The organism is Pedobacter albus, from assembly GCF_036324255.1.
Lineage (GTDB): Bacteria > Bacteroidota > Bacteroidia > Sphingobacteriales > Sphingobacteriaceae > Pedobacter > Pedobacter albus.
In genome coordinates this window covers 1,458,123-1,479,214 of sequence record NZ_JAZDQT010000001.1, presented here as the reverse complement: position 1 = coordinate 1,479,214, position 21,092 = coordinate 1,458,123, and the positions used below count along the sequence as shown (strand labels likewise).

General features: G+C 43.0%; 15 protein-coding genes. 8 read left to right on the top strand and 7 right to left on the bottom strand.

Going from position 1 to position 21,092, the window contains the following annotated elements; translation table 11 throughout:
• Window positions 1-13 precede the first annotated feature (13 nt).
• From VRU48_RS06160 to VRU48_RS06140, 5 genes are all read right to left on the bottom strand, one after another.
• Window positions 14-814 (bottom strand): DUF4843 domain-containing protein, encoded by an 801-nt coding sequence (locus VRU48_RS06160; RefSeq protein WP_330107045.1) that lies wholly within the window; start codon window positions 812-814, stop codon window positions 14-16.
• A gap of 9 nt (window positions 815-823) precedes the next feature.
• Window positions 824-2,254: a RagB/SusD family nutrient uptake outer membrane protein gene (locus VRU48_RS06155; RefSeq protein WP_330107044.1), complete on the bottom strand. Its 1,431-nt coding sequence runs from the start codon at window positions 2,252-2,254 to the stop codon at window positions 824-826.
• Window positions 2,255-2,262: 8 nt separating this feature from the next.
• On the bottom strand, window positions 2,263-5,631 hold the full coding sequence (locus tag VRU48_RS06150) for a SusC/RagA family TonB-linked outer membrane protein (RefSeq protein ID WP_330107043.1): 3,369 nt from the start codon (window positions 5,629-5,631) through the stop codon (window positions 2,263-2,265).
• 151 nt (window positions 5,632-5,782) lie between these two features.
• On the bottom strand, window positions 5,783-6,910 hold the full coding sequence (locus VRU48_RS06145; RefSeq protein WP_330107042.1) for a FecR family protein: 1,128 nt from the start codon (window positions 6,908-6,910) through the stop codon (window positions 5,783-5,785).
• Window positions 6,911-6,998: 88 nt separating this feature from the next.
• On the bottom strand, window positions 6,999-7,565 hold the full coding sequence (locus tag VRU48_RS06140; RefSeq protein ID WP_330107757.1) for an RNA polymerase sigma-70 factor: 567 nt from the start codon (window positions 7,563-7,565) through the stop codon (window positions 6,999-7,001).
• Between the two features lie 322 nt (window positions 7,566-7,887).
• On the opposite strand from VRU48_RS06140, the gene VRU48_RS06135 reads away from it, so the two are divergent.
• The 8 genes from VRU48_RS06135 to VRU48_RS06100 all read left to right on the top strand — a co-directional run bounded on the left by VRU48_RS06135 (window position 7,888) and on the right by VRU48_RS06100 (window position 18,607).
• On the top strand, window positions 7,888-9,189 hold the full coding sequence (locus tag VRU48_RS06135) for an Ig-like domain-containing protein (protein WP_330107041.1): 1,302 nt from the start codon (window positions 7,888-7,890) through the stop codon (window positions 9,187-9,189).
• A 331-nt stretch (window positions 9,190-9,520) separates the two neighbouring features.
• Window positions 9,521-10,675: a hypothetical protein gene (locus tag VRU48_RS06130; protein ID WP_330107040.1), complete on the top strand. Its 1,155-nt coding sequence runs from the start codon at window positions 9,521-9,523 to the stop codon at window positions 10,673-10,675.
• A 12-nt stretch (window positions 10,676-10,687) separates the two neighbouring features.
• Entirely contained in the window at window positions 10,688-11,209 is a 522-nt protein-coding gene (locus VRU48_RS06125; RefSeq protein ID WP_330107039.1) for a hypothetical protein, read from the top strand.
• 379 nt (window positions 11,210-11,588) lie between these two features.
• Entirely contained in the window at window positions 11,589-11,843 is a 255-nt protein-coding gene (locus VRU48_RS06120; RefSeq protein WP_330107038.1) for a hypothetical protein, read from the top strand.
• Between the two features lie 58 nt (window positions 11,844-11,901).
• A complete protein-coding gene (locus tag VRU48_RS06115; protein WP_330107037.1) occupies window positions 11,902-13,047 on the top strand; it encodes a TlpA family protein disulfide reductase in 1,146 nt (381 codons plus the stop codon).
• Between the two features lie 199 nt (window positions 13,048-13,246).
• On the top strand, window positions 13,247-15,574 hold the full coding sequence (locus VRU48_RS06110; RefSeq protein ID WP_330107036.1) for a beta-galactosidase: 2,328 nt from the start codon (window positions 13,247-13,249) through the stop codon (window positions 15,572-15,574).
• Window positions 15,575-15,676: 102 nt separating this feature from the next.
• Complete coding sequence (locus VRU48_RS06105; RefSeq protein ID WP_330107035.1) at window positions 15,677-17,209, top strand: arylsulfatase; 1,533 nt, start codon at window positions 15,677-15,679, stop codon at window positions 17,207-17,209.
• Between the two features lie 48 nt (window positions 17,210-17,257).
• Entirely contained in the window at window positions 17,258-18,607 is a 1,350-nt protein-coding gene (locus tag VRU48_RS06100; RefSeq protein ID WP_330107034.1) for a Gfo/Idh/MocA family protein, read from the top strand.
• A gap of 153 nt (window positions 18,608-18,760) precedes the next feature.
• On the opposite strand, the gene VRU48_RS06095 is transcribed toward VRU48_RS06100, so the two are convergent.
• Complete coding sequence (locus VRU48_RS06095) at window positions 18,761-19,834, bottom strand: phosphotransferase enzyme family protein (protein WP_330107033.1); 1,074 nt, start codon at window positions 19,832-19,834, stop codon at window positions 18,761-18,763.
• A 114-nt stretch (window positions 19,835-19,948) separates the two neighbouring features.
• Entirely contained in the window at window positions 19,949-20,968 is a 1,020-nt protein-coding gene (locus VRU48_RS06090) for a LacI family DNA-binding transcriptional regulator (RefSeq protein WP_199141474.1), read from the bottom strand.
• Window positions 20,969-21,092: the final 124 nt, after the last annotated feature.

Here is a 21,092-nt window from a genome sequence, read left to right as displayed (position 1 = left end):
TTAAATCATGAAACTATTTGGCATTTGGTCCCATAGCCATCGGCGTAATCCCATCGGCTTCGTAAATTGGCGTACCTGCGTTCGCCATTCTGTTCAAATAAGCTTTCAAGCCATCGGCCCAGCCGCTTATACGGCGGTAGTTGCCGTTGTTAAGAAACCAGTTTGGCTGTACCAGTTCTTCTACGTTGAGGTTGTACATGGTTACCAACAGCTGGAATTTTAAGGTACTAAAAGCGCCCAAATAACCAACGGTATAGCTGTAATAAGAACTGCCAGATAACCAAAACGGCGGTGCACCGGCAATATCATCGGCTTTGATGGCCATGCGGGTATAATACTTGGTTGTAGTAACCCCGTTTGTAGTGCTGTTATAGCTCAAATAGTCGTTGGTGAAATTGTCGTTGGGCTTAAGGTCCATATACAGGTACAGTGCACCGCTTCTTAGGGTATTTGTCCTCAGGAGCTTTATTTTGAGCGTGTCGGCCACTCGGCCAGCTTTGATGATATGCGGACTCACCATTTCGTAATCTATACCAGCCTTCATGGTGCTGCTATCGGCAATGCTCAAGTTATAAGGCCTGTCGTGATCCATCGTGGCTCCAATTGGCCTCACCAAGATTTTAACGATAGAGTCTTTTACATTGCTTTTGGCATAGCCAAAGGAAACGAAAATCTGATTATTGGTCGTTTTGGCATCTGGAAAATAGATGCTGTTTTTGCTGGTTTGGTCATCGTAAGTGGTTAAACCGTCTTTTTTGCATGCGCCCAGCAAAACTGTTGCCGTGGCGCATAGATAAAACAATAACTTTTTCATCGTTTTTTATTATCTAGGTGTGGTTTCTGATAATGGTAATGGAAAAACATAATTGGCTGCGCTAATGCTCATACTGGTATTGGTTCCCCCGGCAATAATGCTCAGCGCCTGCGTTCTTTTGAAGTAGAAGAAAAGCTGTCCTTCGCCACAAACCTCCTTACGAAATTCTTTCATGATCGCAGTGTTTAAGGCTGCGGTATTGGCAATGGTTATGGTTGGACAATTGCGGTTGGTGCGCAACAGGTTAACATAGCCAGAGGCTACTGTCAGATCGGGTTCGCACTCGGCCGCAATCAGGTACATTTCGCTCATGCGGATCAGCGGTACGGTCCTGTAAAAATTATAGGCGGGATTAACGTTCCCATCGTCATTGAACTTGAAAAAGGTAGGGTAGGGCCTGCCGTTAACTTTCCAGATATACTGGTTTCGGTAGTCGGTAGCGTTTCCTTCAAAAACAGTGGTATTGATGAAGGTTCCGGAAGCATTAGGTGCCAAAATATTCGAATCGAATAAGCTTGGCGAGAAATTGTTCAGAAAAACGTCGTTTAGTTTAGGGTTTTCTACCCCATAAATCATTTCGGTTGCAAATGTTTTATTGCTTGTAATGGTATTAAGGTCTGCTTGCTTGATCCAAGGAAATTTCGCCTGGTTGTCTATCAGGAATTTGGCCGCGGCCAAAGCAGCCACTTTATCGCCTTTCCAAAGGTTAACCCTGGCTTGCAAGGCCTTTATCGCATAATAGTTCATTTGATAGTTTCTGGTGTTGCGGCCGTAAGCAAAAGTAACCCTGCTTACCTGGGTTTGCGTAACCGCAGGATCGGTTTCCAGCAACAATTGTTCGGCCTTAGATAGGTCTTCGAGCACCTTTTTCATGATGAAATTGGTCGGCTGAAATTCGGAAATATTGTAAGTAGGCTTGTCGTAATAAGGCATGACCTTGCTCAATGAATCAACCGTGTAAGGTTTGGTAAACATACGCATCAGGTCGAAATAATAAAATGCCCTCAAACCATAAGCTTCGCCTTTAAGCCTTTTCATCGATTTGTCGCTCAGGATCTGGCCATACTTGTCCAAGCTTTCAAAATACTTGTTCGTATTGAGGATATTCAGATACATGTTCGACCAGATTTCGTCGATGATGGCTTGTGATTTTGCATCAGCGTAATTATAGGTAGACATGGTATATTGGCTGTGGCCAGAGCTTACCAGGTAATACTGCGCCAATACATCCAGCGTGGTCATGGTTAAACGGGAACCGTACATTTCACTTGATCCGTTTTTGATGTAGAAGCCGTTCATGGCATCCTCAAAGCCTTGTGGCGTAGCATAGAGCTGCTCTTCCACAAATTTGTCTTCAGGTTTTACATCTAACCACTTTTTGCATCCTGCCAAAGCAATGATGGCCAGTGCAGCGATGATATATATAAATTTCTTTTTCATGGTTTAAATTATTTAAAAGTGGCTCTTATGCTCATTGAAACTGATCTGGTAAATGGATAGTCGATGCCTCTTTCACGTTTCACCGTCGAAGCGTAGAAAAAGTCGTTGGAATAGGCATTCAAGGTCAATGCAGAGAGATTTACCTTGTCTAACCATTTTTGCCCTCTAAATTCGTAGCCCAAATTGATGGATTCGCCACTGAACGAATTTTCGGTCTGGATAAACCTCGACGAGATCGGGGTAGTTGAAGTGGCCGATATGTTCTTGAATTCGGCAACGTCGCCTGGGTTTTTCCAACGTTGGTATAATGCGCGCTTGTCTTGATTGTATCGCAATGAAGTATAGGAGATGTTTTCAACCTTTTCGTATAGGGCGTTGTTAAACTGGTCGCGGTGCCAGATGTACCTTACAAACGCACCGAAACTAATGCCTTTGTATTTAATGGTAGTGCTGATTACGCCTTCTGCCTTAGGCCTCGACGAGCCCACAACTACCTTGTCGTTGGCATTGTAGTCGAAGGTGTATTGGCCGTTTTGTTTCACAAATACTTCCTGGCCGGTTGCCGGATCGATACCCAGCGAGGGTACAGCCCATAAATCGTAGGCACTATAGCCATCGCGGTACCTGGTTAACGAGTTGCTTTGTCTGAGCTCTGTATTTAGGGATGAAAGCTTGTTGTCGAATTTGCTGTATTTTTGTTTCAGCATGCTTCCGGTGAACCCAACGGTCCATACAAATTTTCCAGGCTGGAAAATAGGCGAGAAGTTAACTGTAGCTTCCAAGCCTCTGTTAACAGAAGCTCCGGCATTAAAAGGATAATTGTTGAGGCCGGTAGACGAAGGCAAGGTAATGGCCACCACCAATGGATCGGTGTATTTGCGGTAGGCATTTACTTGCAGATTCAGCCTGTTGTCTAGTAAATTGGCATCCAAGCCCAAGCTGATTTGCTGGGTCGATTGCCATTCGAGGTCTGGGGCGCCCAAGGCCGACAAGTACACCCCTTGTCCGATGCTATTGATGGTAGAATAATAGTTGTACACCGATTGGCTCACATTACCAAAGTTTTGGTTGCCGGTAATGCCGATATTGGCTCTCAGCTTCAGGAAGTTAATCCATTTGATATCCTTTAGGAAAGCTTCGTTATGCAAATTCCACGATACGCCGCCTGCATAGTAAGGTTTATACCTTTTGTTAGAGCCAAACGCCGTTGAACCATCCATGTTAAAGCTCAGGTCTACGTTATAGCGCTGGTCGTAGGAGTAATTGACAGAGGTCACAAAAGAATTCCTTCTGGTCAGCGAATTGGAGGCATTTGGCGTAGATCCACTGGCAAAGCCATACGCAAAAGATGGATTGCCATTGCTGGCATTAGGAAAGCCTACGGCACTATATCCGTTCAGTTTCTGGTTGTTTTGCGCCACTTCTACGCGCATATAGCCCGTAAGCGAGTGCTTTTCGGCAAATATTTTCGAATAGGTTAGGCCAAGGTTTACATTGTAGCCTAGAGCGCTTATTTTCTGATAATCGTAAGAACCTCTTAAAGTAGGGTCTGTTTCGTTTTCAAACGCGGTGTTTAAGGGAGATACAAACTTGATAGCCTCTGTATTGCCTTTGTTAATCTGGGCGTTGAGCTGCAACCTTAGGTTTTTGTTCAAATCGGCTATGGCCTGAAAGTTGTTGGTGATGTTAAAATTCGAGTTGGTGTTGAAGCTGCTCAGCGAGGCATTGTAAAGCGGATTAGGGATCATCTCGTTGCCGTCGGTCAGGTCGGTTGCATAAACGGTAGGCGAGATCACCACTTCCAGGTATTTTTCGCTGGCCGGCAACAAACGGTAATAAGGGTTGGTTTGCACCCATTGCGAATAGCTGCCATAAGGCGAGAAAGTAGCTTCGGCACCAGATACATACACGCGGTTAGACACATTGAAAATGCCCGAACGGTAGCTCAGGTTCAGGTTGGCACCCCAGTCGTCGCGTTTTTCGCCCTTCATGGCTGCATTGTTCTTGCGGATGTTGGCGCCCAGATCGTAACGGATAATGTTGTCGCCACCCGAAGCGCTTACCGAATGGCGTTGCGAAAAGCCGGTTTGCAGGGGCTGGCTTAGCCAATAGGTATCTACTCCTCTCAATACTTCCTTTAAACGATTGTTGTACACTTCGTCTAAAAGCAACTGCCTCGACACTACGCCGGTATAGTCTTTGTATCTTCCAGCCAAACGCTCGAAAGTTAGTTTTTCGGAGGCATTCATCATGTTGTAGGAAGAAAGGTCGGGCATTTCTACCCTTAAGTCGGAAGTATAGCTCACACGCAGCTTGCCTGGCAATGGTTTTTTGGTTTCCACTACAATTACCCCATTGGCAGCTCTCGAACCATAAATAGCGGTCGAGGCAGCGTCTTTAAGTACGGTTACCGAGGCCACTACGTTCATATCCAGGTCTATAATGGTACGCAATGAAGTTTCAAAGCCGTCTAAAATGAACAATGGCTGGTTAGGATCGGCCGAAAACTGGTCCCTCAAAGCATTGGTCGATATGCTGGTTTGTCCACGCAATTCGATGGTCGGCAATACGTTCGGGCTCGAACCCATGGCGTTGTTTTCTATCTGGATAAAGGCGGGATCAACCGTACGCAAACTTTGGATCAGGTTTTGGTTGTTCAAGCCTTTAAGCTGTTCGCCGGTATAGGTTGAGGCTGCTCCGGTAAAAGATTCCTTTTTCCTTTCGAACATCCCCGTAATCACCACGTCTTTCATGGTGGTTTCGGTCACTTCTAACGAAATATTAAGTGGCATTTTTTTGCCTTTCAGCTTTACTTCCTGTGGTTTATAGCCCACAAAGCTCACCAAAAGAACATCATCTTCTGTAGGAGCGGTAATCCTGAAATTGCCATTCTCGTCGGTTACCACAGCGGCCTGGTTGGAGCCTTTGACGCGGACCGAGGCGCCGATAAGCGGTTTGCCGCTTTCGTCAACGATTTTTCCGGTAACCACTACGGTTCTTCTGGCCAGGATTTCTGGCGAAACAAAGCGCAGCACGATTGCTTTTTGCTCAATGGTGTAAGTTAACGGTTGGTTTTCGAAGCAAATGCGAAGCACTTCTTCAACTGGTGCATTTTTAACTTTAAGCGTAACCGGCCTGGTCAGGTTCAGCATGTTTGAGCTGTAGAAAAAATCGTAACCAGTTTGCTTTTTGATTTTTTGGAGTACGAATTCCAGCGGAGCCGCCTTTTCATCAAGCGTAATTTGGGCAAAGCTGAGCGTGGCTTTGGCCTGCAAAATAAAAGTGATTACTACGATAAAGGTTAACCTCAATTTTAATAATATTTTGGCATAGGCACGGCTTTTTAGGCCATGCTTAAATGTCATGTAAAAATTCATACATTTGTTTGTTTGGGTTTAGGTTCAAATGTTAATAAGCATTGATGATTTGACAGTATTGCCCGAATATTGCGTTGCAAAGCGCTTAAGGCCAGGGGTGTTGCAACCACCCTTGGCTTTTTTTTTGGCCTACTGCTTTTGGAGCGTAAGTCTATGGCATAATGATGATTCTCCTTTCTTCGAACTTAAAGTGAACACTATTGGTCAGTTCCATAATTTTGAGCACCTGCTTGATGTTTCTGCTTCTTGAAATGGAACCCGAAAAGCTAAGCTTGGCCATATTTGGCGGACAATCGATGTCTATATCATACCACCTCGAAATTTTTCGCATGATGCTGCCCAGTTCTTCCTTGTTGAAAACAAAATTGTTTTCAGTCCAGGCAATGGCGTTGTCTTCATCGGCAGGCCTGATGCTGATATTGTCTTTAACTACAACTGTTTCCAGTCCAGGCGCAAGCATTTTGCTGGTGCCACCACTGGTGCTAACTTTAACGCTGCCCTGCAATAAAGTGGTAACCGTAGCCCTTTCGTTAGCATAGGCATTGATGTTGAAATGGGTGCCGAGCACTTCAACGGTTTGGTTATTGGCAATGACCTTAAAGGCTTGGTTGTTGCGATGGGCAACTTCAAAATAGCCCTCTCCGCTTAGTTTTACCACCCTTTCCTTGCCGTTAAACGCAGTAGGATAGGTTAACGAAGATTCCGAATTTAGCCAGACTTTTGTGCCATCGGCCAAGGTAAGGCTGTAATAGCCGCCACTAGGAATGGTCAACGTATTGATGTCGTTTGTGCCCTGATTGGCATCCTGTTGGCCGTTATAAACCAAGGCATCGTCTTCGGTTTTGAAAATATGCACATCATTTTGGTCTGCCAGTTTGCCGTTTTTGGCATTGGATAAAACGATGGAAGTACCGTTGCCCAAAGTGAGGATGGCTTTTTTGCCTCCCGGTACGATTTTGGCAACAGCCAGTTCGTTTTTGGTTTGGCTTTGTGGCTGGTTTCGGTTGAGGAAGAAATAGGTTCCGAAGAATAAAATAGCGAAGACAGCGGCCACGGCTGCTATTTTTTGGTAGGACCAGTTCAGACGGACTACCTTCTTTTGATGGATCGGCAGCTGTTGCCAAGTGTCTGCTTTCGCTTCCTGAAGATCTTCTAGCGTTAAATCGATCGGTTCAAGTTCGTCGACAACATACCAGCTTTCCAACAAAGCGAGTTCTTCTTCCGTACACTGATTGGCCCTATATTTTTGAAGTAATGTTTTTGCGTCTATTTTTTGCATGTTTTAAAGAATCTCTCTCTTTTTGCATAGTAAGACGGCAAAGGGTGGGCTTGGGCGTAGAAGAAATAACAAAAAGTTAAAATAATTTTCAGACGGCAATAAAAAGCATCGTTCCCAACTTCACTCTCAATATCTTTAATGCATTGTTTATCTGCTTTTTAACAGTTTTTTCCGATAGGCTTAGCTGCGTAGCAATTTCCTTATGACTTAACTTTTGTTTTCTGCTCAATTCAAAAACGGCCTTCATTTTTTCGGGCAGGGCCGAAATTCCATTGTCGATCAGCTTGGTCAATTGTTTTTCGCGAACGCGATGGTCGGTAATGCAATGGCCTTGGTCGATATAGCTTTGCAAGGAAGAAATGTATTTCGATTCTACCTGTTGGTGCGTGATAAAATCGAGTATCCTGTTTCTAACTGCTGCATAGAGATAGGCGTTTAAACTCGAATCGATGACTAAGGTGCTGCGCTTGTTCCACAAATGGGCAAAAAGTTCGTGCACTACATCCTTGGCTTCTTCCTTGTTGCGCAGCTTTTGGTAGGCATGGATGTACAAATTGTCGAAATATTTATTGTAGATAATGGTATAAGCTATTCCATCGTCACTTTTCAGCAACTGGATCAATTCGCTATCAGAAGGAGAATCATAGGGCACCATCACACAACCACTGGATTTTTACTTTGTCAACTAATTTTTTAATATTAAACTTAGGAGAAAGTAAGTTTTGGGTAATCAAAACTAGTGCAAATTAGCTAATAAACAAATAAGTGTAAATAATTCGTTAAGTTTTTCTGTAATTGTGCCTTAATGCTGTCGATTTGGCCGTTTTAGCTTGGGTTTAATCGAAGACTTAGCCTGTCGAAACCACTTGAAAACTAAACTGTCGGATATAGGTTTATGCAATAAAATATCGGGAAAATTAAACTACGTGCAACAAGAAGCCATTTAATGGTGTCTTTTGAAAAAAGACAAACCTCTTATGAAACTTAAACCGGTTATTTTCATGATTCTTGGTGCTTTGACCTTTGGAATGTTAAGTAAGGTACAGGCCCAGCAAAAAGTTTTTACCATCGACATCGACAATTTTTGGAAGGCTTTTGATAGCGTGCGTACGACTGTCGATAGCGTTAAACAGGTCAATTATATCCAAACCTTATACATAGACAAGGGAACCGAGGGCCTCAAGGCTTTTATGAAGGCCAGGGGCTATAGCGCACCACTCTATGTATCGCTAATCCGCCGTTATCCCAAATTCTGGAATTCCATTCGCCCCAATACCTTGTCAGTGAAAAACAAGGGGCAGGAGATTGAAAAAAGCATTCAGAAATTCAAAAAACTCTATCCAGAGCTCAAAGAAGCCAAAATGTATTTTACCATAGGCGGTTTGCGCTCGGGAGGCACGGTGGGCGAGGGCATGGTATTGGTAGGTGCCGAAATCGCAACGGGAAATCCCAAAACCGATGCTTCCGAATTTCCTAACGACTGGTTGCGTAACGTCTTTAAAGGCAGCTCCGAAGCCAATCTTGTGCGCCTCAATGTTCACGAATATGTGCACACCCAGCAAAGTGGCTATACACCCAATCTTTTGGCCCAAAGCATTAAAGAAGGTGCTTGCGATTTCATTACCGAACTGGTGATGAACAAATTGTTGGATGGCAGTTATGCAACCTATGGCAGGGCACATGAAGATTCTTTGAAAAAGCAATTTAAGGAAGAAATGTTTACTCCCGCTACCGAAAGCTGGCTTTACAATGGTTCTAACGCAAAAGTGGCCGATTTGGGCTATTACATGGGTTATGCTATCTGTAAAAGCTATTATAAACAGGCCATAGACAAGAAAAAAGCAATCAAGGAAATCATCGAACTCAATTATGACGAGCCAGCTTTGGTAACAGCTTTTTTAAAACGCTCAAACTACTATCCCGAAGGTTTTGACGAAGCCGAACTGATTAAGAAATACGAAGCCAAGCAACCTAGGGTATTAAGGATAGAGCCTTTTGCCAATGGCGATCAAAATGTAGATCCTGCACTCAAACAAATCCGTATTGTTTTTTCCGAACCGATGAGCAACAAGGGCTATTCCATAGATTTGGGCGAGTTGGGGAAAGACCATTTTCCGATTACCAAAGTTGGCGAGTTTGCAGAGGATGGCTATAGCATAACCATGTACGTAGACCTCAAACCAGGAACCAATTATGATTTTGTGGTTACGGGAAGAAGCTTTAAGTCGGTGAAGGGCTATGCACTCAAATCTTTTCCGGTAGCATTCAAAACAAAGTAAAAACATCCTATCGATAGATACAGAAAATCAACCCTAATCCGGTTGATTTTTTTGCTTTGCTCTATATTTTTACAAAACGCAAAATATTTGTAAATCAGTGGTTTAATGTTTAAATTAGATTGTTCGCTATTTATCTAAATTAACGTTATGACACTTTCTCCAATCAATAGCTTCGCAGCGTGATGTAGCTGACGGCTATATGTCCATGAAATATTCGATCCCAAAGCTATGGCTCCATTGAGGCCATGCTAGATGAAGCGCGAACAGTGCGATGGGGCTTGATAGGCTTGCATCCACCGTTAAAGTTTACCTATAACCCCTCTTGATTGATATGACGGCTAAAGAAAAAGAAGAGCTCATTAAAAAATTGCTGGCCAATAGGATCTCTATTGCCGAACTTCATTTGCTCCGTGAGGAAATCAATGAACTTGATCTTTCGATCATTATCCAAAAGATTTACGACCTGAACGATGAACAGGTACGCAAGATTGCTGCATTGGCGCCAGTTATGGCCAAAGTTGATGCCCTCAAAAATGCGCAGCGCAATAAAAAGTTCTTTGCGAAGATCAAAAATGGATTTCGGGAAGATTTGGCTAATAAAGTCATCTTGGTAGAAGGCGACTCCTGGTTCAATTACCCTATTTTGCTCAGTGATGTAATCGATTGGGTTTCGATGGAGAAGAACATGGCGGTTTACAGCCTGGCTTCGGGTGGCGACTGGTTGCTCAATATGCTGAGTGCCAGAAAATATATCGAACAATTATCTACCATGCACCCCGATTTTTTTATCATCAGTGGAGGAGGGAATGATTTGGTTGGCGAAAATCGCATTGCGGCCATGGTGAACCCGCTTGGCAAATCAGAGGAATTTATGGAAAGCGCCTGGGCACGCGAACTGATGCGCATATCGAGAACGGATTTTGATCCCGATCGCTTCAATAATGGCGTGGCCTACCTTTCAAAAGATTTTTTTGCCTTGCTGATGTTTTTTCAGTTGCAATACTATTACATCTTTAATGGCATTTTTACTGCAGGTACAAAAGATCCGAAAAATGGCAAGTTTCCGGGGATTAAGGTCATTACACAAGGCTATGACTACCCACAGCCTTCTCGAAAGCTGGGTTTTGGCCTTAATCCGTTAAGATGGTATAAACCTCTTGTCAGAAAGTTTTTGGGGCATGGCGGCTGGTTAAAAACACCGCTTGAAATGCGTGGCATTACCAATGAGCAGGTGCAACGCGATGTTTTGTATGCCATGATCTTTTTGTTCAACGAAATGATGATCGAAGTGGGAGAGCTTTTTCAAGGCATTGCTGGGTACGATTGCGTATTCCATATCGATTCGAGAGGTGCAGTAGGCGATGAAGGCTGGACTGACGAATTGCATCCCTTGCCTGAAAATTTCAAGAAAACGGGGGCTTGCTTTATTCAGTGCATCAATGGAATGCCCTCACCAAATGGTTTGGTTTATCGGGTTAAATCTTAATTGCTCAAACTTATGAAAAAGTTACTCTTTGCTATATTTATCGCCATCGTACTCATCATGGGCTATCAGGGAAATCTCCTGCATCGTGCTGGTTTTGGCATCATCAACTTAGAGTTGGCCAATGATGGTGCAATGGGCAAGCATATTTTACAACAGTGGCATAACAGCGCCTATGGCGAGGGTACCTTGTTGGATATCGCTAAACAAAATGTTCGGCTGGACTATCTTTTTATAGTGGTTTATGTCATTTTGTTGATGGCCTTGGCCAATTCGCTGATGCAACTTGAAAAATCAGTGTGGCTGAATAATTTGTTGCGTTTCAATTTGTTTTTGGCTCCTTTGACTGGCTTGTTGGATGTAATCGAAAATCTAATGATACAGCATAATTTTCATCATGTTTTAACTGCCGAATCTTATTGTAACCCCCATTGGGTAGCACTTGTCAAATTTGTATTTGCCGGCTTCGGTGTATTGGTTTTGTTGTGGTCTTACTTGAAATCGGCCTTTACGTTAAATAAGGTAATTGTGATGTAAATGGATGTCGATTTCTGATAAAGAAAAAAAATATTTCAATAGCTAAAATAATGAAGAAATGATGGTCTATAATCATTGGTTACCATTCCTCTGTTTATCTCCAAGCAAACTATAGAGCCTTTGTTATAACCGTTCCAAATAAATTTGCATTTATGTACTTATATTCTCTAACTTAAAGTGCCAGTTAGTTAAGATAATGACCATTAGGTACATCCCACCTATTGTATAAGTTTTCAATCCCTTTTTATTGTGTCAGCATTTTGGAAGATACCCTTCTAAAGAACAGAAAATACGAACTCCAGCGTTCACTGGCGTCGCTTAAGTTGCCCTTGCGTGAAAGGGTTACAAACTATATCAAACAATTATAAACATTAAAACAATGAAAAACTTAACTTTAGAGCCAAATGCTTCTAAGCCATGGGGTGCGCTTTCTAGAGCAGAGCTTAAACAAGTAATGGGTGGGGTAGAAGCAGACATGATTAGTGTGCCTTGTACTTATTACTTCTGGAATGGGACAACTGAAAGTGGCAATGTAACTGTTCCTCGTAATAGTGGATTTGCTTTTGCACACCAATTTGCTGAGGCTTTTTGCGAGAATGACCCAACTTGTCAATTCGTAGATTGCGGGTATTAGTATTTGGTTAATTGTGGCTTATAATAATTTATAGGCCACAAATTTAGATTTATTACAAATGAGATTAATATTTATCCTGCTTGCCATTTTTGTTCCCGAGATTTTGTTGGCACAAAATTTTGAGATTAACATAAAATTCATCGACCCCGATAATAAAATAGTTGATGGGGATACCTGTAATCTAACAACCTATAATAAGGAAGTTTTATCAGGAGCAAAACGTATTTATACTGCCGAAATCCGTAATAAGAGCGTAGTGTTTAAAGATAACGTGGATGTTGCGCAGGTTGCTATGCTGGGATTGAGTATCGGGTCGAGGTATGCTTCCTACAAGCTAGCTATTGAGCCAAAAGCTAGCTATAATATAACCTATAATGTGGCCAATAGAGGCTTTGAGGTTGTAAGCAACTCAGAATCGGATAATTTGTTGAGGATTTATTTTAAAGGGCTAGACAGCTTATCTAGATTAAAAGAACAGAGGCTTAAATTGCATAAGGAATTAATAGCGGCTAAAGATACGCGGATGGCAGATAGCGTGCTAAGCGTGGTCAATAATTTCAATACCGATTTGCGAAATTTTAATAAAAAAATCGCATTCGCAAATCCAAACAATATAGTGTCTCCATACATCCTGACCAAAAACAACAGTTTTGATTTAGAGGAACAAAAAATCTATGAAAACTTTTCTGATGCCGTTAAAAAAAGTGGCTATGGTATTTCACTTAAGGAAAGCATGAATGCAGCTTTAAAAAGCGATAAAGCCGAGGAAAAGACGCAATTGATTAACGAAGAACTGATTCCAATTTCAGGAAATACAATAACAGGTAAGGCAACATTACTAAATCAACAGTATTTCAAAAAAAATAAGAGCAAGGTAACTTTAATAGAGTTTTGGGCAAGCTGGTGCGCACCATGTAGAGAATCCCTTCAAAAACTATATCCTTTCTATTACCTGAACAAGTCTAAAGGCTTTGATGTTATTTTGGTCTCATTGGACGACGATGCGGGGGCATGGAAAAAGGCAAGCTTAGCCGATAATTATCCTTGGTTAAATATTTCCGATGGGAAAGGACATTCTTCTGATACGCCCAAAAACTATAAGATAAACACAATTCCTGCAAATATCCTGATAAACGCCGAAGGGAAAATAATCGCGAGAAACATTTTCAGCCTAGAAGCAATTAAACAAATTCTAGACAACTAATACTCCATCTTGAATCACCTTGTACTTTGTTGTTTACTTAAAATCAGTCCATAATTTCAAATAACGCGAATGGCCATTAGCCTCATTCAGACAATAAAAGTAAGGTTAAGGCAAACGTTTGTGTAATATTAGCTCGGGTTTAACCTAAGGTAAATGGGTATTATTGGATAATAAAACCTAACCAAACCTTAACTCAATCATGATAAACGTCAGCAGACTTTTATTTTCCTTTTTGTTGTTGCTCATAGGTGTAAATGCAATGGGGCAGCACAAAACCCAAACCTTTGCCATTGGCAACGAAGCTTTTGAGCTGAATGGCAAACCCTATGTAATTCGCTGTGGCGAAATGCATTTTGCCCGTATTCCTAAGGCCGAATGGCGCAACCGCCTGCAAATGGCCAAAGCCATGGGCTTAAATACGGTATGCGCCTATCTTTTTTGGAATATCCACGAGAAACAGCCTGATCAGTTTACTTGGCAAGGGCAAAGCGACGCCGCTGAGTTCTGTAAATTAGCCAAGGAAGAAGGTCTATATGTTATCTTAAGACCGGGACCTTATTCTTGTGCCGAATGGGAGTTTGGCGGTTTCCCTTGGTGGCTGCTCAAAGATAAAACCATCCAATTGCGTACCCAACACCCTTATTTTATGGCAAGGGCCAAAAAATACCTGTTGGCAGTTGGCAAGGAACTGGCTCCGCTACAAATCAATAAAGGCGGCAATATCATTATGGTGCAGGTAGAAAACGAGTACGGCAGTTACGGCAGCGATAAGGTGTACATGAACACCATTAAATCGTACCTGCAGGAAGCTGGTTTTAGAGTGCCTTTATTCCACTGCGACGGCCCTTCGCAATTGAAAAACGACCATCCTGAAGGTTTGTTTGCCGTTGTTAATTTCGGTAGCAATCCAGAAGCTAATTTTAAGGCCTTGAGAGCCATTCAGCCAACCGGACCATTGATGTGTGGCGAATATTATCCGGGCTGGTTCGACAGCTGGGGCAGACCACATCATAAAGGCGATACCAAGAGAATTGTTGACGAGTTGAAATACATGCTCGACCAAAAAGCTTCTTTCAGTATTTATATGGCGCATGGCGGTACCTCTTTCGGAACTTATAGTGGTGCCAATGCGCCACCTTACCTGCCTCAAACCAGTAGCTACGACTATGATGCCCCAATTGATGAAGCAGGCAATCCGACCGAAAAATTTTATGCCATCCGCGAGCTTTTCTCCAAATACCTGCAAGAAGGAGAGGCTTTGCCTGCTGTGCCTGCGGTTAATCGCATTCAAAAGCTTAGCCCGGTAAAATTTACGGCTTATGCACCGCTTTCTAAAAATTTGCCCAAAGCTGTGGTAAGTGATACGGCTATGCTGATGGAAGACCTGAATCAGGATTTTGGTGCGGTGCTTTACCAAACCGGTCTTAAGGCTGGCGCAAAGGCCATTTTAAGCTTTAAAGAAATACACGATTATGCCTTGGTGTATGTAAACGATCAGCTGATCGGTACCTTAGACCGTCGCAAGAACAAATTCAGCATAGAAATTCCAGCACGAAAACAAGCGTCTACATTGAAAGTTTTGGTAGAGGCTACTGGCAGAGTTAATTATGGTTATGCCATGCACGACCGCAAAGGTATCCACGGACAGGTTTTCTTGACCGAAAATAACAAGAAAACAGAGCTGAAATCGTGGAAAAATTACCCGATCCGTTTAGGCGAAAACAATATTCCGATCAAATACGAAGCTTTACCAGCGGTTTCAAAACTGGGTGCAACCTTTTATCGAGGCACTTTTGTAGCCAATAAGCTAGAAGATACCTATTTGGACATGAGCAAATGGAACAAAGGCCTGGTTTGGGTAAACGGAAAATGCTTGAGCCGTTTTTGGAGCATTGGTCCAACGCAAACCATGTTGGTACCGGCAAGCTGGCTAAAAAACGGAGCAAATGAAGTGGTGGTTTTCGATTTGTTCGGATTAGCTAAGCCCACCCTGTCGTTTTTAGACCATCCGATTTTAGATCAGGTTAACGAAGCGCAACAACAGGTACACAGAAAAGCCAACCAACAATGGAACCCCGATGCACAACAGCCTATCGCAAGCGGAACCTTCGAAAATAACGCCAAATGGCAAAATGTGAGTTTCAATGCAGTTACAGGCAGGTATTTTTGTCTGGAAGCCTTATCGGAGCAAAAAGGACAGCCTTATACTTCGGTAGCCGAAATCGTATTGCTCGATGCCAAGGGGCAGGAGATACCAAGAACCAATTGGAAAGTGGTGTTTGCCGATAGCGAAGAGCTCAGTGGCGACGATGGGAGTGCCGTAAACGTATTCGATTTGCAGTTTACCAGTATCTGGCATACCCAATGGCAGGGCAAATCGCCAAAGCCGCCACATCAGGTGGTGATAGACCTGGGCAAGGAATATACAGTAAGTGGCATGAGGCTTTTGCCAAGGCAAGATGGTCCGAATGGCCGAATTAAGGACTACAAGCTGTATTTTTCGAAAACGCTTTTCAAAGGTCTTTAGGCGCCAGGCAACTAGAGTCAAACGTTTGTGTAATGTTAGAATGGTTTAAGATATTGAAAATCAGTATCATTGAAATTATTAAGTAACCGAATTTAAAACTGGATGAGATCGATTAGTCCGAAGACTTTATTTCTTGCTATCCTTTTGATGCCCGCTTTAACTTTATTTGCCCAGCAAGGCAAAAAGGTTAAATTAAAGCGTCTGCCTAATATCATTTATATCTATGCTGATGATTTAGGCTATGCAGAGATCGGTGCCTATGGCCAGCAAAAAATAAAAACGCCTCATCTCGATCAAATGGCCAAAGAAGGGATGCGCTTTACACAACATTACGCGGGTACGCCGGTTTGCGCGCCTGCTAGATGCATGTTGTTAACAGGCAAGCACGGTGGACATTCCTATATAAGAGGCAACTATGAAATGGGTGGCTTTCCCGATAGTTTGGAGGGCGGACAGATGCCACTGCCCGAAGGAACCTTTACTATTCCGAAGATGCTGCAACAAGCAGGCTATACTACAGCCCTTACGGGCAAATGGGGCCTGGGTATGGACAATACCACTGGCTCGCCATTAAAGCAGGGCTTCGACTATTATTATGGCTATTTAGACCAAAAGCAAGCGCACAATTTTTATCCTTCACACTTGTGGGAAAACGATCAAAAGGTGCCTTTGAACAATCCATATATCAATGTTCATCAGCGTTTGGATTCGACAAAGGCGACCGATAAGGATTTCGATTATTTTAAAGGCAAGGAATATGCCCCAGCGCTGATGACTCAAAAGGCATTGACGTTTATCAAAAAGCATCAGAACCAGCCTTTCTTCTTGTACATGCCCTATACTCTTCCGCATGTGTCTTTACAGGCGCCTGACGAGTATGTAAAACAATACATCGGCCAGTTTAAGGAAAAACCCTATTATGGCCAACAGGGATACGCATCTACCAAATATCCATATTCTACCTATGCGGCCATGATTACCTATTTGGATGACCAGGTAGGTATCATCATGGACCAAATTAAAAAGCTGGGGCTTGATGAAAACACCATCATTATGTTTTCTAGCGATAACGGAACCACGTTTAATGGCGGGGTAAATAAAGACTTCTTCAACAGCGTTGATGGTTTAAGAGGAACCAAGATGTTTGTGTTTGAAGGAGGAATTAGAGAGCCTTTTATCGCCCGCTGGCCAGGAAAAATTCAGGCAAATACCACCAGCGATTATATTTCGGCTCAATTTGACCTCATGGCCACTTTGGCCGAGCTTACCGGAACCAAAACCAACGCTACAGATGGAGTTTCGCTATTGCCAACCTTGTTGGGTAAAAACAAGGAACAAGTTAAGCGAGATTACCTATATTGGGAATATCCCGAAAATGGAGGTCAGTTGGCCATTAGGATGGGTAATTGGAAAGGCGTAAAGCTTAACCTGCGCAAGAACCTCAACAATCCCTGGATGATTTTTGACCTTAAAAATGATAGGAACGAAACGACCGATCTGGTGGCGCAACATCCAGAATTGGTGAAGCGATTTGACGAGGTCGTAAAAAAGGAGCATCAGGTTTCACATCTCGTCGAGTGGGAATTTCTGAATAGCAAAGCACCTAAAAAAGGTGGCGGTGCCGATACCAATTAATTAAACTTAAACACATTAAATAAATATCAACCAAAAAAACAGAAACAAATGGAACGTAGAGATTTTATTAAGAATAGCGCAATGGCCGGAGCCGCGTTTAGCATACTGCCTACAGGGCGGTTGTTCGCAGCCGATAAAGGCAAGGTAAGGCTGGGCTACATCGGGGTAGGTGCCAGGGGCATGAGCCACATTTCGGAAGGCTGCCTTCGCGATGATGTAGAAATTGTTGCTATTTGCGATACTCAAGAAAGCTCTCTAAAAGGTTGCAGATCTTTCATAGCCAAAAACGGAAGACCTCCTGCAGTAGAGTACACCGGCGGATTGGACGCTTACAAAAAACTATTGGACAGAAAAGACATCGATGCGGTAATTATCGCTACACCTTGGCAATTCCATAGGGACCAAGCGGTTGATGCCATGAAAGCCGGTAAATACGTAGGCTGCGAAGTAATTGCGGGATTAACCGTTCAAGACCACTGGGACATTGTAAATACTTCCGAAAAAACCGGGATGCCTTACATGACTTTGGAGAATGTTTGCTACAGGAGAGACGTGATGGCGGTGTTGAACATGGTAAGACAAAATCTGTTTGGCGAAATCGTACATTATGAAGGCGGCTACCAGCACAATTTGCGCAACGTGTTGTTTAACAACGGAAAACAATATTATGGCGGCGGTGTTGAATACGGTCCGAAAGCTTTAAGCGAGGCCCAATGGCGTACCCAATTTAATATCGACGTAGATGGCGATTTGTACCCTACGCACGGTGTGGGACCAATTATGCAGTGTGCCAATATCAATAGGGGCAACCGCTTTACCAACCTCGTTTCGTTCAGCTCGAAAGCCCGTGGTTTGGCATCTTATGTAAACGATCTTTCGCCGGGCCACCCGAATTCAAAAATCAACTACAAAAACGGCGACGTAACTACTACAATGATCAACTGTGCCAACGGCGAGACCGTATTGTTGAGCCACGATACCCACTTGCCAAGACCTTACTCGTTGGGCTTTAGGGTACAAGGTACAGAAGGCATTTGGATGGACGTGAACAAATCGATCTATATTGAAAAACAGGCCAAGAAAAACGACGTTTGGGAGCCTGCACAGCCTTGGTTGGATAAATACGACCACCCGCTATGGAAAAAATATGAAAAAGAAGCAGTTGGCGCTGGCCACGGCGGCATGGACTGGTTTGTATTCAATGGTTTTATCGAAGCGGTAAAACAAAAGAAACAAACACCTATCGATGTTTACGATTCGGTAACCATGAGCGTAATTACCCCATTATCTACCAAATCTTTAAAAGAAGGCAATGCCCCACAAAAATTCCCAGACTTTACCAAAGGGAAATGGGCAGAACGCAAAAATACTTTCGCTCTCGACGACAGCGGATTATAAACCCTACCTCTACTTATGAAAAAAGAAAAAGGCACTTAGTAATAGGTGCCTTTTCTTTTGATGTTATTTTTTGGAGGGTGTTTTTGCAGACTTTTCGCAAAGCGTTGTTCAAATCATTTTGCGCAGTTTGACGGCGCAAACGTTTGCTGTTTTTTAAGAAATATTGGTCAAATCGCCGATCTGCTCAATCATCAGGTGCAGGTCTTTACCATGCTCGGTGTATTCTTCCAATAACCTGATCTGGTTTTTGGCGCGATCGAGGTTGTGGGTTTCGTAGCGGGCGCCATAGTAAACATCGTTGTTCAGGTAATCGGTTAAAAAGCGTACGGCCTGCATGTAGATGATAAATTGGCCGGCATAAATAAACAAGTCTTTTTCCGTGGCGTTTAAAATATCGGCCATTTCAGACATGTAGCCTTTGTAAATGGCCATGAAGAAAACCTTCCTCACGGCAATTTGATCAAAGTCGGTCGATTCTTCCGATACCGGCGACAGGTAGCTGCGCATCATATCGCCAACATCGCTAATGTAATAGCCTGGCATCACCGTGTCCAGGTCTATTACGCATAAGCCTTTGCCGTTTTGGTCAAAAAGTACGTTCGAGATCTTGGTGTCGTGGTGGATAACCCTTAACGGCACCTCAAGCTTTTGGCTCAGGATATCGAGGTATTTTTGTAAGATGTACTGTTGCTGTTCGATAGCCTCGATGGCTTCGGCAGCATTTTTCAATCTTTCGGCATTTGCACTTTCCAGTGCGGTTTTAAATTGATTATACCTTAACTGTAGGTTATGGAAATCGGGTATGGTAGGATGTAGGGTACTCGCGTCGAATCCAGAAAGCAACCTGCTGAATTTGCCAAACTGTTTGGCAGCCTCATAGGCCTGTTGCGCATCTTCGGCCGTATTGAGGGTAATCGAATTCTTAACGAAGTCGAAAATCCTGAAAGCGCCTTCTTCGGTTTCTATCAAAGTGTGGCCACTGGGCGACTTTAGGGGCGCAACGAAAATATAATCTGGGAAATGTTGTTCGAGGAAGGATTTGAGTTTGTTGAGGTTCTCGTCTATGACATTTGGCTCCTTAAAAACATCAGTATTGACCTTTTGCAAAATATACTCCCTGTTGCGATGGCTAATCTTCCAGGTTTGGTTAATTAATCCATTGCCAACTGGCAGCACAAGACAATCTGAAATATCTAGTCCAAATTTGAGCAGTACAGTTTCAAGCATTGATATAAAATGGTTCTTATTCTTCAAACATAACTAAACGTTAGATGAAGTGAGAACGCAAACGTTTGCTTGATTTTTACGCCCTTGACAGCCTGTATTCCTGCTATTTAAATGTTAGTGCAAAATAAGCTCAGGGTCTATGGTAATGTGGTAGTAGGCCTCTTTTTCCTCGTTTTCGCTTTTCTTTTTCGTCAACAGGTCCAGCAGGATTTCTGAGGCCCTGTAGCCTTGCTGATAAGGGTTTTGCTCAACCGATGCAATAGGGTAGTAGTCCATGTAGTGGATGATAGGCAGGTTGGCATAGCTTACAAAATCGATTTCGTCGTTGATTTTGATGCCCAAAAACCTTGCATATTTGATGGCGTACAGCGCCACATAATCATTAAAAGTAACAATGGCCGTTGGCTTTCTCTTGTTGTTCAGCAGTTTGTCCATGGCTTCTCGTGTAGATTGTTCGGTCAAATCGCAATTGATGATGAGGCTCGGATCGAATTTGAGCCTGTTTTTGACCATCGCCTGGATATAGCCGTCTCTTCTTTGGGCTGAAGCATTGAGCGTTTCAGGGCCATTGATCATGCCAATGGAGCGGTGTTTTTTCTTAAGCAGGAAATTCACGGCATCGTAAGTGCCATTTTCCATGTTACAAGCCACATAATGGATGTCTTTTACCGGAGGAATGCGGTCGAAAAACACAATGGGGATATTCAGGTCTTCGAACTGTTTGAAATGGTCGATGTTGAAAGTGGTTTTGGCTAACGATACCAGCAGGCCGTCAACACGATGGCTTTTGAATTTCTCGGCCAGGGTTATTTCCTTCTCCAGATCGTCGTGCGATTGGGCAATCAGTACGCTGTAGTTTTTTTTCAGCGCATAATCTTCAATGCCGCTTACCGCTTCCGAAAAGAATGATTCGGAAAGCTCCGGAACGATTACGCCCAGGGTAAAGGTTTTGCCTTTTTGAAAAAAGATGGCCTTTTGGTTGGGTACATAATTCAGTTCTTTGGCCAGTTGCTTTACGCGCATGCGGGTAGTAAGCCCAATGCTAGAATGGTCGTGCAGGGCTCTTGATACCGACGATGCAGATAGATTTAAAATTTTTGCAATCTCTTTAATGGTAGCTGGTTTATTGCTCATAGCCTAATTTTAAATGTAACGTGATGAGGTTTTGCCCGTATAAATATGTTTAATGCTGGGGTTCTCGACTTTTCTAATGTCCGAAAATACAATTTTAATGTCCATTTTTTTATCAATTGTTTTG

Bases quoted from the DNA above. Each gene is read 5' to 3' on its own strand.
- VRU48_RS06160 (WP_330107045.1), bottom strand. From the start codon at position 814: ATGAAAAAGTTATTGTTTTATCTATGCGCCACGGCAACAGTTTTGCTG.
- VRU48_RS06155 (WP_330107044.1), bottom strand. From the start codon at position 2,254: ATGAAAAAGAAATTTATATATATCATCGCTGCACTGGCCATCATTGCT.
- VRU48_RS06150 (WP_330107043.1), bottom strand. From the start codon at position 5,631: ATGAATTTTTACATGACATTTAAGCATGGCCTAAAAAGCCGTGCCTAT.
- VRU48_RS06145 (WP_330107042.1), bottom strand. From the start codon at position 6,910: ATGCAAAAAATAGACGCAAAAACATTACTTCAAAAATATAGGGCCAAT.
- VRU48_RS06140 (WP_330107757.1), bottom strand. From the start codon at position 7,565: ATGGTGCCCTATGATTCTCCTTCTGATAGCGAATTGATCCAGTTGCTG.
- VRU48_RS06135 (WP_330107041.1), top strand. From the start codon at position 7,888: ATGAAACTTAAACCGGTTATTTTCATGATTCTTGGTGCTTTGACCTTT.
- VRU48_RS06130 (WP_330107040.1), top strand. From the start codon at position 9,521: ATGACGGCTAAAGAAAAAGAAGAGCTCATTAAAAAATTGCTGGCCAAT.
- VRU48_RS06125 (WP_330107039.1), top strand. From the start codon at position 10,688: ATGAAAAAGTTACTCTTTGCTATATTTATCGCCATCGTACTCATCATG.
- VRU48_RS06120 (WP_330107038.1), top strand. From the start codon at position 11,589: ATGAAAAACTTAACTTTAGAGCCAAATGCTTCTAAGCCATGGGGTGCG.
- VRU48_RS06115 (WP_330107037.1), top strand. From the start codon at position 11,902: ATGAGATTAATATTTATCCTGCTTGCCATTTTTGTTCCCGAGATTTTG.
- VRU48_RS06110 (WP_330107036.1), top strand. From the start codon at position 13,247: ATGATAAACGTCAGCAGACTTTTATTTTCCTTTTTGTTGTTGCTCATA.
- VRU48_RS06105 (WP_330107035.1), top strand. From the start codon at position 15,677: ATGAGATCGATTAGTCCGAAGACTTTATTTCTTGCTATCCTTTTGATG.
- VRU48_RS06100 (WP_330107034.1), top strand. From the start codon at position 17,258: ATGGAACGTAGAGATTTTATTAAGAATAGCGCAATGGCCGGAGCCGCG.
- VRU48_RS06095 (WP_330107033.1), bottom strand. From the start codon at position 19,834: ATGCTTGAAACTGTACTGCTCAAATTTGGACTAGATATTTCAGATTGT.
- VRU48_RS06090 (WP_199141474.1), bottom strand. From the start codon at position 20,968: ATGAGCAATAAACCAGCTACCATTAAAGAGATTGCAAAAATTTTAAAT.